Here is a 13,361-nt window from a genome sequence, read left to right as displayed (position 1 = left end):
GGTACTCGTTTTAATAAGACCGTACTGGCGAAATTAGATGAAGGCAAGTTGAATCATTTAGTGGTTGAATGACAATCGGCTTCATCATGCCATCAAAACGTATCGTAACATTTTCTTCATGTATCCTTTTTAAAGCATCAAGTACAAAGCGACCATCGAATGACATTTGGATGTCGTACTGTCCGTGAATATGTATAATTTTTTGAAGCTCTTCAATCATCCCGACTTCTGTGGAATTTGAAGATATCTTGATAGTAGTATCGTCCACAATCTCCAATTGGACGTTATTATGTTTCCATTCGGTCGAAAATACACAAGCCCGATCAATTCCATCTATTAGTGCTTGGTTGTTCATGGTTATCGATGCCTTTGATTCTGTTGGGACCAAAGATTTAGTGTTAGGATATACACCTTCGATTAACCTTGAATAAAGTGAACTGTTTGCAGTCCCGAACATAATGAAATGATCCGTATAAGAGATTCCTACAATTGAGGAATCTGCCTCTTTAAGGTGTGTCAGTTCTGACAAACTTGTACTCGGAACAACAAATGATTCTGTAATTGCAGATTCAATTTCCACTTCTCTACGTGCTAATCTATGTGAATCTGTTGCAGTACAAATAAGCTTATTTTCTTCAAACTCCATCTTCACTCCGGTTAGTACCGGTTTGGCCTCGCTTTTTGAAACAGCAAATGCAGTTTGCTTTAAAGCCTCCGTTAATTTTCCAAACGGTATTTCAATTTTATTATTGCGATTCATCTCCGGAAGTTTTGGATAGTCATTCGCATTAAATCCGTTTAATTTCGTTTCAATATCCCCAGATTTTATTGTTATCGAATCATCGAGTGCTAATTTAATACAAATATCATTGGGTAATTTTTTCACAATCTCATTTAAATATTTTGATAAGACAACTACACTTCCAAATTCTTTGATTGCCACAACCTTTTCTCCACTAATTAGTAATGGGATTGTCCTTTCAATGAAAATATCTGAATTGCTACCTGTTAGCTTAATACCGCTCTCGTTGGCTTCTATTTTTATTCCCGAGAGTATTGGAATAACGCTTTTTGATGAAATAATTTTATTTATATCAGAAACCGCAGTCGTAAATGAACTTTTGCTTACTGTAAATTCCATAAAAACCCTCCTAATTACGTTGCGCACTTATAATCTCAATCTTATTCCATAGAACTTGCCAATTCTTTTTCCTAATTCTTTCTTTATAGATCTTCATCTGCTCTTTCTGCTCACAAAAATAAGGGGTCGGCTTTACTATAAAATTTACAACGTCATCTATACCGTGAGGCGCTGTTAATATGACATTATCTCTGCCATCCAATTTCACCCCTAAAGCCGTTGCTGTTTCAGGAAACTTTGAAATAGCATCTACGGATGAAGAATAGGGTGAGATTTTATTTATACTATGCATCCTTGCCTGATTCTTGACTGACCAAGGGATAGTAGGCAGAAGCCTTTTCAATGCTTCCTCGTATTCCTTTTCCACACTCTTTTCTATATTTATTCGATCATAATAGATTACATCAATATCTGGAATCGTCGTCCTTTCATCGAAACCGTGTTGTACGTCCCAAATTTTAGAGCGAACAAATCCAGCGCAGATCCACCAATCGGGTAAATTCAGTGATTGAGCGCATTTCAATAGTCCCATCATCCATTTGTCTTCACCAATCGATGAAATAATATCTTCTTCATTATTGATTATCATGAACTATTTCCTCACGCCCATTGAATGTGATTTTGAAATGTATGAGTTCATGCTTCATTTTGAATCCGGCAGCTTGATAAAGGTTAAGGGCACTCTCATTTTCTTTTTCCACACATAACGAAATTTTTTCTATTTCATTAAACGAGAAAAGATTAACTAATGCGGCTTTTATCAACTTTGTACCAACACCCTGTTTTCTATTTTGAGTTGAAACAGCAATATATTCAATCGAGCCCTCCTCATGTTGTGGTTGAGCCTCTATATAGACATATCCCTTAATGAACTGGTCCCCATTTGTCATTATGAATAACTGATTCATTTCATTCTGACGACTAATAATTTCTTGCGCGCTATAATACGTACTAGGAAATGCAGCTTCATGAAGAGCAGAAAAAGTTTGTTCATACTGTGGGCTATATTTTTCTATTCCATCAACATTAACTTCCCCAAGTTCATCACGGTGAGCTAGTAAAATTGCATGATGCCCTTGTTCAACTCCCCCGTGTTTCAAGACAAATTCTTTTCCACGCGTATTTTTCTTATTCAGAAAAAAGTTTATATGTTTTAGCTGAATTGAAGAATAGGAGATCACTGCTGCTAAAAGCTCGTCAATAACATATGGATCATTTACTTTATAGCTCATAAAAGGTCCCCATACTTCCGCACTAAAGTCATCTTTATCAATATCTAACCCCATGGCGCCGACAATACATCCATCTTCATAGGCAACTGCAAATGACTGCGACAAATCTAAATCCGAGAAGTTATGAAGAAGGGTTTGATAAACTTCCTCTTCGACTTCTCCAAGATAACCGACGTGGCTACTTGAATCTTTATTCATTTCCCTTAAAAAAACTGCGAGATTTCTTATGTCACTTGGTGGATTAATTGTGATGATAGTCGTCATGTTTTTCACCCTAACTTTGATTGATGGCAAAACGGTTAAAGTTGTCTAGTAGTTTATGTTTGAACGTATGCATACCATGTCTCCGACACATCATAGGATAGCGACTTCGCAATGTGCAGTGAATAGGGACATGTTGAGTCCACTTCTTTTTCGATATACTTGATATTTTGTTCATTTGCATCTCGAAGCTGTTTATTCAAAACGAGATTCAATAGAGTCATTTCATCACTATTTTCTACACCGACCCAGCCCAATTCCCAACTATTTTCTTCACCCTCATACATCAAACTGAAAGCAATTACGTTATTTTCGTTTACTACAACATAGCTACTTGAGTCGATAAGATCATCAAGGATGACATTTTTCCAACTTAAACTAGACAAGTCAGCAACGGGGTTATCTACATGGGTCTCTGTATATATTTTTTTGCAAATCTTAATTAGGCTAGATAATAAAACTGTGTCATTTAGAATTTGGCCAACGGTTATAATCTCTTGATCGCTATCATCTTTTACAGAAAGGAAACTTTTAGGATTGATATTAATTACTTCTGTTTTTCTAATTAATCGGAAATCTTTTCGCGTAAGTAATTCACCTAAACCTCTAAAACGGTTGTCAATCAAGAAAAATAATGGTTTCTCAACTTCATCTTTCAGGAACTCAATCATGAACTGAATTGCTCTTTCATCAACACAATTGAAATCAAAAGCAAGACGTACATAGACGCAGTAAGGATGCCAAATATTACAGTGCATTGAAGCGGCGACAACCATTCTATTTACGTTTTCGACTGAATAGATTCCCTCATTCATATCGCTTCTCATACTGGCAAAAAAATTTCGAATTAAATCTTCATTTTCACCAAAGACCTTCTCAACGAACAAACCAACATCTTCCTGTTTCACATTTCTATGTATTTGCATGTGTTCTGTCTTCAATCCAGTAATGCTTGCCGTCATCACTTCGATTCATGAAACGATAATCTATCAGAAAACGTCTAACCGTCGCGAAGTCAGGATAAATCGTTGCTAATAAGTCATTTATCTCTTTTTCTACATATGTTTTATCCACTACAAAATGCTTAATTATTTCTTGGGCAATAATATACCTCCTTTTTTCTTTACTCGGAAATACGTCTAGCGGTCCTTGTAAACCTAGTTTAAAGTAATTGCCTAATACTTTTTCTCTTTCTACATCTGTGATTGTAAATCGTTCACCCAACATAATCATTCCTTCCAATTTAAATAACTGGCCTATCCTTAACGCATGAGAAATGTATCAATTTCATTCGCAATAATTTCAGGTTCCCAAGCATGGACATAATGTCCGACATCCAAATATAAAAACTGACCACGGTCAAGTTGACCACTATAATTAGAGAGCATCTCTCTCAAATTCGTTATCCCGATTTCTTTTCCGTCTGAGATGAAGAAATACATTGGAACTTCGATTGGCATCTCAGCTTGCCCGACTTTTTCAGCATTCGCCTGGACTTGTTTCGTTTCTTCGAGCATATTGGAAGTGAGCGTCCTTCGATAAAAAAGCGAACGATATGTCGTCATATCTTCCTCTGATAAATAACCCGATTCAATCGCTGCAGAACTATTTACTATGGAAGGGACCAATCTGATTAGTCCTGTGCGAGCAAAAACTGTAGCTGCTAGTTTTGTCGGTAAAGATGGAAGCGGCATTACTTCATAAACTACCGGAATTGCGGGGTCAAGGCCGATAATCGCCAGCACTTCTTCCGGATATTTTTGGGCCCAGCGGATGGCTTCCAATCCTGACATTGAATGAGCAACCAAAACGTATGGCGGCTGAACATCTGCAAGTCTAAGTGCTGTTCGGCTTTCCTCAAGAATGTCGTCAATCTCTCTTGATACATCCGCTGTATCGCTCCAACCATATCCTGCTTTTTCCACGACCGCAATTGTATACTTAGGAGATAGTTCAGACCAAAGTGGCTTAAAATCCAACGTTGGCGCACTAGTTCCAGCACCCGAAAGGAATACAATCGTTTGTTCTCCGTCTCCTTCTGCGTAAACATGCATTTGATGACCATTTACGTCAACTAGTACTCCTGGCGCTGGAGTTGAGGCAATTTCTTTTTTCATAACAGTCGAATGATAAAACCAAGAGCCCGAAATGATGACAACAAAAAGAATGATAATTGAAAGAATAATTATCTTGAAAATCCTTTTCATCTTCCGCATTTTCACATTTTCACATTTTCACATTCCATTCCTAAGTGACTTCCATTCGTTATGTACAAAAAGTTATAAAACTATTAATAATTAGTTATATCTCCCCATCCATATGCAACTTCACTCAACTTCTTGCCAGCAATTTCGATTTCTTCAGTGTCCATCTTCTTTCCACCTAACATTTCATAGAAACGGCAAGCTGGGTTTTCTTCTATGGCCCATATAAGCATCGAGTTCAAATTCTTAACTTTTAAATCCTCCACAACAGTCTGGACGAGTAATTGACCAATCCCTTTTCCTTGGTACTCTTTCAAGATATAAATCGCATATAATTCCCCTGTATACGCCTCGTATTTCCCGGTGCGTTCTTTTCCTCCTGTAGAAAATCCTATGACTTGACCATTCTCATCTTCTGCTATGTATACGTTATTCTCTTTTATCCCCCTTTTCCAAGTCAGTTCGCGCTGCTCGTAGGAAAGGTTTTCTAAAAAAGTTTCCGGCACAATTCCTTTGTATGTCGTCCTCCAACTATCCACGTGGACTTTTGCAATTCCTTCTGCATCTTCTACCTCTGCTTTTCGAATTAATATCTCAATCACTCCTTTCAATGTTAACAAAAGACCGGGACAACAAATCAAAATGGGGTCTCGTCATTTCCTCTAATTTCATACAACCATCCGCCAGTAATAATTTAAGTCTGTCAAATTCAGTCCAAGCTAATTCATACTCACTAGTAGAAATTTCTTTGTTTTTCAAGGCGATTTCCAACTCATCAATATCCTTTTCAATGATTTTCCCGGTTGGTAATACAATAAGATCTAAATATAAATCATCCATCCACGGGCCATTCTCCGTAGAATAACCAATCCTATTACATATATCGATATACCATTGCACAAGTCCACCTGATGAATTGAACACCGTCGTAATTGAATGGTGCTGCCCTTCTGGGAAATGTTGCATCCAGTAATATCCGTCATCCGCGATGCAAATAGTCCTGTCTTCATATGACATATAGAGGGGCTCCCTCACTTCTTTCATATGCAGCAAACTTACATATCCTTTGAAGGATGAATCCGTCTCAATATAGAGCTCCGTATACACCCTTTCCGTCACACGCTTCCAATCATATCTGCTTCCGTATTTCCTCTTCAGTATTAACTCCCTCACTTCATATTATTTTCGAAGTACAAACTAGCTATTTCGGCCGTAGCTCATAGGGATGGATTTGACCTATTATGCCCTCTTCATCATCTTTCAAGATTTGTTTAATGACTCCACTCGCAATTTCTTCATGTGTAAGCCAGCGTGAATCACTATCTTCCATCACAAATCCTAAAAAGACTTTCCGGTATCTACACAGGCTAGGAATCCGGATTGACTCATCTTCGAAATATCGTCGGCTTCCCTTCACATGGAATAAACGAAACGGTCTGTCTCCATCATTCATCTCACAAATACGCTCAAGCACACTGTAATTTGGCGTCCAGCTAATAATAAGATCAAACGTACCCCGTTCTAGAATCACTTTATTAATTTCTTCATAAACATCATCTGTATCATAATCAGCAATAAGTGGAAATATAGAATTTGGCGGACTTTCTACTTTCAATCGTTTAAACTTCGACAATGTACGCGCAATGACAGAAACAGAATAACCTTCACGTGCAAGATGAAGACAAACTCCGGCAAGCATACCCGTCCCACCAATGATTAGAGCATGATTGTTACTTTTCATATACTCACCTCTTTTCTGAGGGCAAGGCAAATGAATTATTCAACAAATCTTTGGCCCAGTAATAGGCACTAACTGAAAAAAGTTGAGTTATTTGTTGGCTGCGAATCATCTCCTCTATTGCATCTAAAGGAATAAGTTTCACTTCTATTTCTTCTGTTTCATCTAATTCCTGATCATATTCTTTATAAGCATCCAAAATTAGAAAGGTGACAACCTTATTTGTTTGAGTAGCTGGATTCACCATAAACTCGCCTAGTTTAATAGGTTTCGTCATCGAAATATAACCCGTCTCTTCTCGTAACTCCCTTAAAATCCCCTCCTCATGCGACTCTCCTTCTTCAATTTTCCCAGCAGGAATTTCCACATAAAATCCTTGACCAGGATGACGGTATTGTTCTACGAATACGACCTGTTTATCTTTGGTGAGTACAACTGCATTTACCCAATCCTCATACTCATGGACAAAATAATCATCAATGATTGCCCCGTTTGGAAGCTGACACTTATCTTTCCTTAAGTTCCCAAAAGGTGTTTTGTAGTGATACTCCGACTTAATCGTTTTCCATTTCTCCAATAAAATCCCTCAATTCTTTTGCGACATAGCGGCACTATATTTTCCAATAAAAACAATACGAAAGTTAACCAGGTATAGAAATGATTTAGAATCATTTCTGTACCTGGTATTGATTTTACTTGAGTAGCCTACCGGTTATTCCTATTGCAACTTCATCAAATGAGTCGTCTCAGAAGCAGAGTCATCCAATTCAAATCCGTTGGCCCTATAAAAAGCATCTGCTTTTGAAGATTCAGTCCTCACTGTTACTTCTTTGAATGCATTACGTGAATGGTCAACAATTTCTTTTAATAAAAGGGATCCTACACCCTGCCGCCTTGCATCATCTAAAACATAAAACCTCCGCAAACGTGCAACTTGTGTATCTTCAGAAAAAGGTGATTGATTTACTCCGCCGATTGCTACTATCTCACCGTTTTCATTTTGAACGGATAACAGCGCTTCACCAGGTTTGTTGAATGTGTTCGTTCCATCCGCATAATCATTGACTAGTCGTGTTAAAAATCGGTACCCTTCCGTTTCGCTTTCTTTCACTAAATGAGAGATATCAATTGCCTTTAAATCCTCAACTTGCTCCACTTTGTACGTCATTTCTATTCCTCCTATCAATCAAATGATTGCAACATACAGTCTATTTCGACAAATGCGAAAGGAAAACCTTTATAAAAAACAAAAATGACCTGTATGCGAAAATTTCGCATACAGGTCATTTTTTTCGATTTTATTTTATATTCTCTTCATCATATTGCGCTCTAGAAAACCCTCGGCCAAGTATTTCAGAAGCATTCAAGAAGATGACAAACGAAGTTGGTTCTTTTGTTTGAAGAAGCTTCTTAAAGTAAACAGCCTCCGATTGTTCGACGACACATAGGATCATAGTTTTCTCTTGATTGGTATACCCACCAATTGTTTTTATTTTCGTTAATCCGCGATTAATATCATTTTTAATAATTTTTTGAACTTGCTCTTCTTTATCAGTAATGATGAGTACCAATTTGGTCGGCGACGTTTGCAACTGGACAAAATCTATCACCTTACTCGTAACGTAAATTGCTATCATTGCGTAAAGTGCAAGTTCAAAGTTGAATACAAACGCCGATGTAACGACAACGAGTCCATCTACTAGCAACTGTGAAAAACCACTCGAAAAGCCAGTATATTTCTTAACCAATTGAGCGATTAAAGCCGTACCACCAGTCGAGCCGTTAGCTCTGTACACAATTCCAAGACCTACACCAAGCATAATCCCACCGTAAATCGCGCTTAATAGTGGATTATCTACTGCAAGCTTTATATCGGTAGTTAGCCAGATCACGAATGGAACAAAAAATGTCCCAACAAGCGTTTTCATACTGAATTCCTTGCCGACTAGCAAGACCCCAAGTATTAATAGCGGAATATTAATGAGCCACTGTACGTAAGCCGGATTGAATTGGAAAAGTTCATAGAGTATCGTACTAATTCCAGAAACTCCGCCTGCAGCTAGCCTAGACGGTAACAGGAAAATATTGAAAGCTAAACCGACGAGTGCAGCTCCAAATATGATTTGAATATATTCAAATAAGACCGTTTTTTTAAATTTTTGTATTGCCATTTTTTATGCTTCCTCTCTTTCACCCTTTCCATTCCAGCAAAAAGAGCGATATGACATCAATTTTTTCAAAACCAACTTCAGTTAAAGATAAAAACTGAACGCTTCATAGCCGAAATAGAATGATAAAAGCGCTAAAATACTGAACACAATGTTTTCTACCGCGCCACCAGTTCTTGTCGTCAATGGAAAGCGAACTGTCATGCTCAATGGGTAAAGCAGTTTAATGCCGTTTTTAGTCGCCATATCTAATACGTAATGACTTACCATTCCAGCCAAAAAACCTGCCTTCAAGGCTTCATTAGGAACGAATGAATTCAATAAAGTGGCAACAATCACTAGGAACAATAAACTGTGCGTAAATGTACGATGTCCAAATACCATATTAATCAGTTTCGATAACAGAGGTAATTTCCTTCCAACTTTACTGCCACTATGGCAAATATCAGGAAGCAAAGCGCCAATCACCCCTGCCCCAAGCATGATAATCGGATCATGATTTGTAAATTGTGCATAGGCAAGACTTGCAGTAATACCGCCTAAGATGTGTGTCTTCCCTGTCATACTTATTCTCCTTTTTTAATTAAATTCTTTACTTAACTATTATAAACGTTGTAGCGTTACCTGACACGGAAACAATTAAAGAATTTCATAATAGGTTTCCAACAATTTCATTTGAAAATATGAAGCAGATGATGTACACTATATTTACAAGCTGCGTTGTGCGTATACCCATTAAGTTTTAACCTTTAATCTGTAATCGGGAGTTTTACCTAGAAACAGGAATGGCATACCCAGTTCTTTCGATAACCGGGACATACAGGATTGTTTCTGCGAACACCCACTTTGAGAAGTGGTGGTTTAAAACTTTCTAAGACCATACGGCAAAGGCGGCTATGCTTTACAAAGCCATATATACCAATGGTTTACAATCAAGCATCATCCTTAATTGGGTGGTGCTTTTTTGTTGTAAAAATAGCGTTGTTGTAAAACTGTTGTAAAAATTCTTATCGAGCAAACAAACCCCTTACATATAACAACAAATAAACGAAAACAGCCACTCTTCTGTTTAATAGAAGGTGGCTGTTTTTACAGTCTCTTAAATTATAAGCATAAGTGCTGTTCAAATTTATCTTTAGATTTACACGCTGAACAATAAACATTTATTTGTACCAAGTCATTGAACTTAACATCACCCAATTCGAGCATAGCATCAACGTCCACCAGTCCATATACCATTTCCAATATTCAGGGTATTGCATAGCCACTCTTGTTTCTATCTTTAGGTTCTATTGAATGACCAGCAGTATATAAAACGAAAGGATAGATGAGCAAATAAAATATATGCTCTATCTACCCTTTTTGTACTACAAATGATTCTATTTACTACAACAACTAACTATTTTATTGTTGCACTAATGACCCTGTTTGCATATGTGATTTCATTCGTGTTACTACTTAATAAAAAATGAGATAATCCATATTATCATACATAAGACTCCGCTCAAAAATTGTCCTAAACCTGAAGCTTGTCCCATCAGTATTAAATTGAATATGTTTTTAGTTTTTCGATTTTTCCCAAATAAACCATCGTCTGTTCTCATACGATAAAGACCCCAAACCGTTAAAACTACCCCAAAAATAAGTAATATAATAAGCATTTACATTCCTCCGTTGTTTATTTTATATGTGCATTTTTATGAATTGTATTATTTGTCATCCTCATCAAAAATAAATGTTTCTTCAATTGATAGATTAAAAACTGAAGCCACTTTATATGCAAGTACTAAAGATGGATTATATTTTTGTTTTTCTAATGAGATGATTGTTCTTGAAGATACACTTACTTTATCAGCTAACTCTTGTTGCGTCATTCTATGTTCCACTCGTAATTCTTTTACTCTATTTCTCATAAATCCCTCCATTATTAAAGGACATGATTATAGTATTTTCTAGATCCAAATTCGCAAATTATTAAAGATATTAAAACAATAAATAACACAATATTTGTTTGGATTGCCACAAAATTAGTTAAAAACATAATAATAAAAATTTCATATAACAAAATATGCAAGGAAAAGTGAGCAACTTTTCCATCAATTAAAATATCTCTTTCGTCATATTGCTTTGACATTTCCTTTTCGAATAATTTGTTATTACGGGATTTAAAGTAAGCAATTATTGAATATAACAAAATTATTCCACCTATGAATAACACGACATAAGCAAAATTAAATCCTACTGATGTATCGAGAATTATTTTAATGATCCCCAATACCATAAGTAAGGTTGATACTAGAAGTCGCTGTATGAATAGATTTTTCAAATGTACCTCTCCTAACTAACTTATTCTCCCGAAGTGAAGTTTGCTTCATGTGAAGTTGATTTCACATTAACGTATTTTTAAAAAAGTATCAATAGGTATATATCAGCGTTTTTCGTAATTATCTTCCTTCAACCATTTTCTAAGCTCCACAAGATGTTCTGACAGCATAGTCTTATTTCTAATGAAACTACGAGCTGTAGATCGATACTTAAAATAGTTACTATACTCTTTGTTTTTGTCCGCCCATATTTTATGAGCTTCAACTTGACTGTTTATTATAGTTTTAATGTAAATATTCCTCACTATATTTTCTATTTATAAACGGTCCTTAATCGTGTAATATTACACGATTAGTGTACTTCGATTTATGGAGGGATGTTATTTGAATAAAGAAATTGTAATTGATTTGATTTCTAAGAATGTTCGACTGATTCGTCTTGAAAAAGGATATTCTCAAGAAAGAATGGGTACTGTTCTGGGGATTTCTAAAAAGACACTAGTTCAAGTTGAAAAAGAAAGAACATCCATTGGTTGGACGAATGCAGTCGTAGTTTGTGCTTTGTTTAAGGATAGCCAAATCTTAAAACATATTTTAGGGGAAGAACCTTTTGAAGTAATTGAAACACTAGCTCACGATGGTATGAATACTCCAAAAGAAAAAACATTAGGTGGAATAATATTTTGGAATGAGATTGCGAAAAAAGGAAGGTTTCGAGTACAACACAATGTGGTTAGTAAGCATTTTCGTGTTTTAGATGATAGTGATTATCATTGGTATAGCACGTTTGAAGAAAAAGAAGAAGTCATGAATCGTTTTCACGAATTAACTAATGAGTAAATAAATTTTAAGGAGTAACTAAAATGGAGAAAAACAAGAAAGTCATTATATTAAACAGTCTATTAGTAGGAACTATCATACTGAATCTTTTTATCTTTACTTCACGTATGCGCTTTTTCCCTTGGTTTATTGAAGATGCATGGGGGTATTTAGGAGTACTCCTTACTGCACCAATCTTAATAGGTATTTATTTCATACTAAGACATTTTCACAAGCAACAACTAGTCACAAACACAAATAAGGTAATTCCATTATTTGTAGCAGTAACATCATTGATTATTGTATTTATGAATACAAATGACTTTTTAAATATAGTTGCCATTGTAATTAACGTAGCTATGGTTTTTTTAGCAGCAATTTTCTTATACAATCAAAAAGAAGTAAAAAATAATAACGAATTGCAGAACTAGAAAAGAAAATATAGTAAATATTAAAGCGACCTTCTCATTGAACTGAGCCCCGAATAGTGGACACTTAAAAAAAGTGACCCATTCGGGGTTTTTTCTGTTTAAAAACCCGTTATACTAGAAAATAGCGACTTGGAACGGGAGATTTTTAAATGTTGACAAATTACTTTATATTTTATATTTTATGTATGAGTCATGTTCTAAATTAGAGTCAATCTGATCCTGTCGAAAGTTATCAGATTGAAAAGGCGACCCTTCCATTACGGAGCGATCGCCTTTCCCTGTTTATTCCTCACACCGAACTCCGATTATATCTTTAACTAGTATGCGATCCTTTCCAAAAGGGCCATAGATTGTAATACACATTGACTCCACATCAATTTCTTTTATTACTCCGCTGTGTAAAATAATTTTTCCATTTTCCCACGACTTCACGAATGTTAGGCATTTCCTTTTATATGCCACTTCTATTTCATACTGGATAGCTTGCAAATCAAAATCATCAAGTAGCGGACGTTCTTCGTAATTATCTTTGTCTTTCCATATACGCAGTTCTCTGACGTGTTCCGAGAGCATCATAGCCGTCCACTTTTTTGTTCCTCGATCACGAATACTTTCTAACATCTCATTTCACACTCACAATATTATTCATGTTGACTTTTATATTGTCGTAACCAACTTGCATAGTCAATTTACCTTGTTGACCTTCAACTTCTTTAACGACGCCCGTAACTGACTCATAGCGTTTTTGAGCTTATATCGTAACCTCTACCTCTACGCCGAATTCTTTTGATTCACCGATTCTCTCGCCTAACTCGAGAAAATCAGTCTCTGTTAGTTTCGGACCTGCCACAACCTTTGATTTTGGTGGTTTTGGAATTGCTGTCATTTTCATCATCCTTTCAGATTTGAGCTTTGAGCCCCAGTTCTCACAAAAAAGCCAACCAATCACCCCCCTGCAAGTATATTAATAGCGCAAGGCGAACACGCCAAAGTCATTTCTAAACGCTTGGGGCACTCTGACATTTCTGTTACAATGAATACCT

At 36.2% G+C, this 13,361-nt stretch carries 20 protein-coding genes and 1 other RNA gene; 3 read left to right on the top strand and 18 right to left on the bottom strand.

The window, feature by feature from the left end; translation table 11 throughout:
- Positions 1 to 10: 10 nt before the first annotated feature.
- From dnaN to FQ087_RS01015, 13 genes are all read right to left on the bottom strand, one after another.
- Entirely contained in the window at positions 11 to 1,141 is a 1,131-nt protein-coding gene (gene dnaN, locus FQ087_RS01075) for a DNA polymerase III subunit beta (protein ID WP_149578723.1), read from the bottom strand.
- Between the two features lie 10 nt (positions 1,142 to 1,151).
- Positions 1,152 to 1,730, bottom strand: a complete 579-nt coding sequence (locus tag FQ087_RS01070; RefSeq protein WP_149578722.1) for a nucleotidyltransferase family protein — start codon at positions 1,728 to 1,730, stop codon at positions 1,152 to 1,154.
- Complete coding sequence (locus FQ087_RS01065; RefSeq protein WP_149578721.1) at positions 1,717 to 2,637, bottom strand: GNAT family N-acetyltransferase; 921 nt, start codon at positions 2,635 to 2,637, stop codon at positions 1,717 to 1,719. Before FQ087_RS01065 ends, FQ087_RS01070 begins: the two co-directional genes overlap by 14 nt.
- 53 nt (positions 2,638 to 2,690) lie before the next feature.
- A complete protein-coding gene (locus tag FQ087_RS01060; protein ID WP_149578720.1) occupies positions 2,691 to 3,560 on the bottom strand; it encodes a hypothetical protein in 870 nt (289 codons plus the stop codon).
- On the bottom strand, positions 3,547 to 3,861 hold the full coding sequence (locus tag FQ087_RS01055; RefSeq protein WP_149578719.1) for a DUF2087 domain-containing protein: 315 nt from the start codon (positions 3,859 to 3,861) through the stop codon (positions 3,547 to 3,549). The genes FQ087_RS01060 and FQ087_RS01055 overlap by 14 nt, the downstream gene beginning before the upstream one ends.
- A 35-nt stretch (positions 3,862 to 3,896) precedes the next feature.
- Entirely contained in the window at positions 3,897 to 4,850 is a 954-nt protein-coding gene (locus FQ087_RS01050) for an alpha/beta fold hydrolase (protein WP_149578718.1), read from the bottom strand.
- Positions 4,851 to 4,924: 74 nt separating this feature from the next.
- Positions 4,925 to 5,440, bottom strand: a complete 516-nt coding sequence (locus tag FQ087_RS01045; RefSeq protein WP_370456023.1) for a GNAT family N-acetyltransferase — start codon at positions 5,438 to 5,440, stop codon at positions 4,925 to 4,927.
- A complete protein-coding gene (locus FQ087_RS01040; protein ID WP_188006601.1) occupies positions 5,433 to 5,855 on the bottom strand; it encodes a ribonuclease FAU-1 family protein in 423 nt (140 codons plus the stop codon). Before FQ087_RS01040 ends, FQ087_RS01045 begins: the two co-directional genes overlap by 8 nt.
- Positions 5,856 to 6,039: 184 nt before the next feature.
- The gene (locus FQ087_RS01035; protein WP_149578716.1) at positions 6,040 to 6,579 is read right to left on the bottom strand and encodes a Rossmann-fold NAD(P)-binding domain-containing protein; all 540 of its coding nucleotides are present in this window, start codon (positions 6,577 to 6,579) and stop codon (positions 6,040 to 6,042) included.
- 4 nt (positions 6,580 to 6,583) lie between these two features.
- Complete coding sequence (locus FQ087_RS01030; RefSeq protein ID WP_149578715.1) at positions 6,584 to 7,153, bottom strand: NUDIX hydrolase; 570 nt, start codon at positions 7,151 to 7,153, stop codon at positions 6,584 to 6,586.
- A 141-nt stretch (positions 7,154 to 7,294) separates the two neighbouring features.
- Positions 7,295 to 7,744, bottom strand: coding sequence for a GNAT family N-acetyltransferase (locus tag FQ087_RS01025; RefSeq protein ID WP_149578714.1), 450 nt, complete (start codon positions 7,742 to 7,744; stop codon positions 7,295 to 7,297).
- A 130-nt stretch (positions 7,745 to 7,874) separates the two neighbouring features.
- A complete protein-coding gene (locus FQ087_RS01020) occupies positions 7,875 to 8,747 on the bottom strand; it encodes a YitT family protein (RefSeq protein ID WP_149578713.1) in 873 nt (290 codons plus the stop codon).
- 81 nt (positions 8,748 to 8,828) lie between these two features.
- Positions 8,829 to 9,308 carry a metal-dependent hydrolase gene (locus tag FQ087_RS01015; RefSeq protein WP_149578712.1) on the bottom strand — a complete coding sequence of 160 codons (480 nt, stop codon included), beginning with the start codon at positions 9,306 to 9,308 and terminating at the stop codon, positions 8,829 to 8,831.
- Between the two features lie 145 nt (positions 9,309 to 9,453).
- Here FQ087_RS01015 and ssrS point away from each other — a divergent pair.
- Positions 9,454 to 9,645, top strand: a non-coding RNA gene (gene ssrS, locus FQ087_RS01010) — 6S RNA.
- A 553-nt stretch (positions 9,646 to 10,198) separates the two neighbouring features.
- On the opposite strand, the gene FQ087_RS01005 is transcribed toward ssrS, so the two are convergent.
- The 3 genes from FQ087_RS01005 to FQ087_RS00995 are packed head-to-tail and all read right to left on the bottom strand — an operon-like array spanning position 10,199 to position 11,070.
- On the bottom strand, positions 10,199 to 10,405 hold the full coding sequence (locus FQ087_RS01005) for a hypothetical protein (RefSeq protein ID WP_149578711.1): 207 nt from the start codon (positions 10,403 to 10,405) through the stop codon (positions 10,199 to 10,201).
- A 48-nt stretch (positions 10,406 to 10,453) separates the two neighbouring features.
- The gene (locus FQ087_RS01000) at positions 10,454 to 10,657 is read right to left on the bottom strand and encodes a helix-turn-helix transcriptional regulator (RefSeq protein WP_149578710.1); all 204 of its coding nucleotides are present in this window, start codon (positions 10,655 to 10,657) and stop codon (positions 10,454 to 10,456) included.
- A 14-nt stretch (positions 10,658 to 10,671) separates the two neighbouring features.
- The gene (locus tag FQ087_RS00995; RefSeq protein ID WP_149578709.1) at positions 10,672 to 11,070 is read right to left on the bottom strand and encodes a hypothetical protein; all 399 of its coding nucleotides are present in this window, start codon (positions 11,068 to 11,070) and stop codon (positions 10,672 to 10,674) included.
- 382 nt (positions 11,071 to 11,452) lie between these two features.
- Between FQ087_RS00995 and FQ087_RS00985 the strand changes: the two genes are divergently transcribed.
- Positions 11,453 to 11,908: a helix-turn-helix transcriptional regulator gene (locus tag FQ087_RS00985; protein WP_149578708.1), complete on the top strand. Its 456-nt coding sequence runs from the start codon at positions 11,453 to 11,455 to the stop codon at positions 11,906 to 11,908.
- A gap of 23 nt (positions 11,909 to 11,931) precedes the next feature.
- A complete protein-coding gene (locus FQ087_RS00980; protein ID WP_149578707.1) occupies positions 11,932 to 12,318 on the top strand; it encodes a hypothetical protein in 387 nt (128 codons plus the stop codon).
- A 282-nt stretch (positions 12,319 to 12,600) separates the two neighbouring features.
- Here FQ087_RS00980 and FQ087_RS00975 read toward each other — a convergent pair whose 3' ends face one another.
- Positions 12,601 to 12,939 (bottom strand): YolD-like family protein, encoded by a 339-nt coding sequence (locus FQ087_RS00975; protein WP_149578706.1) that lies wholly within the window; start codon positions 12,937 to 12,939, stop codon positions 12,601 to 12,603.
- 130 nt (positions 12,940 to 13,069) lie between these two features.
- Complete coding sequence (locus FQ087_RS22780; protein ID WP_255452106.1) at positions 13,070 to 13,204, bottom strand: hypothetical protein; 135 nt, start codon at positions 13,202 to 13,204, stop codon at positions 13,070 to 13,072.
- Between the last annotated feature and the right edge of the window lie 157 nt (positions 13,205 to 13,361).

The sequence above is a fragment of the Sporosarcina sp. ANT_H38 genome, assembly GCF_008369195.1.
GTDB lineage: Bacteria > Bacillota > Bacilli > Bacillales_A > Planococcaceae > Sporosarcina.
This window is presented reverse-complemented; position numbering and strand designations above follow the sequence as displayed.

Excerpts from the sequence above, each read along its gene's own strand:
- FQ087_RS01055 (WP_149578719.1), bottom strand. The coding sequence starts at position 3,861 with ATGTTGGGTGAACGATTTACAATCACAGATGTAGAAAGAGAAAAAGTA.
- FQ087_RS01070 (WP_149578722.1), bottom strand. The coding sequence starts at position 1,730 with ATGATAATCAATAATGAAGAAGATATTATTTCATCGATTGGTGAAGAC.
- FQ087_RS22780 (WP_255452106.1), bottom strand. The coding sequence starts at position 13,204 with ATGACAGCAATTCCAAAACCACCAAAATCAAAGGTTGTGGCAGGTCCG.
- FQ087_RS01035 (WP_149578716.1), bottom strand. The coding sequence starts at position 6,579 with ATGAAAAGTAACAATCATGCTCTAATCATTGGTGGGACGGGTATGCTT.
- dnaN (WP_149578723.1), bottom strand. The coding sequence starts at position 1,141 with ATGGAATTTACAGTAAGCAAAAGTTCATTTACGACTGCGGTTTCTGAT.
- FQ087_RS01005 (WP_149578711.1), bottom strand. The coding sequence starts at position 10,405 with ATGCTTATTATATTACTTATTTTTGGGGTAGTTTTAACGGTTTGGGGT.
- FQ087_RS01015 (WP_149578712.1), bottom strand. The coding sequence starts at position 9,308 with ATGACAGGGAAGACACACATCTTAGGCGGTATTACTGCAAGTCTTGCC.
- FQ087_RS01000 (WP_149578710.1), bottom strand. The coding sequence starts at position 10,657 with ATGAGAAATAGAGTAAAAGAATTACGAGTGGAACATAGAATGACGCAA.
- FQ087_RS01025 (WP_149578714.1), bottom strand. The coding sequence starts at position 7,744 with ATGACGTACAAAGTGGAGCAAGTTGAGGATTTAAAGGCAATTGATATC.
- FQ087_RS01020 (WP_149578713.1), bottom strand. The coding sequence starts at position 8,747 with ATGGCAATACAAAAATTTAAAAAAACGGTCTTATTTGAATATATTCAA.
- FQ087_RS01050 (WP_149578718.1), bottom strand. The coding sequence starts at position 4,850 with ATGCGGAAGATGAAAAGGATTTTCAAGATAATTATTCTTTCAATTATC.
- FQ087_RS01040 (WP_188006601.1), bottom strand. The coding sequence starts at position 5,855 with ATGTCATATGAAGACAGGACTATTTGCATCGCGGATGACGGATATTAC.
- FQ087_RS01065 (WP_149578721.1), bottom strand. The coding sequence starts at position 2,637 with ATGACGACTATCATCACAATTAATCCACCAAGTGACATAAGAAATCTC.
- FQ087_RS00980 (WP_149578707.1), top strand. The coding sequence starts at position 11,932 with ATGGAGAAAAACAAGAAAGTCATTATATTAAACAGTCTATTAGTAGGA.
- FQ087_RS00975 (WP_149578706.1), bottom strand. The coding sequence starts at position 12,939 with ATGTTAGAAAGTATTCGTGATCGAGGAACAAAAAAGTGGACGGCTATG.
- FQ087_RS01060 (WP_149578720.1), bottom strand. The coding sequence starts at position 3,560 with ATGCAAATACATAGAAATGTGAAACAGGAAGATGTTGGTTTGTTCGTT.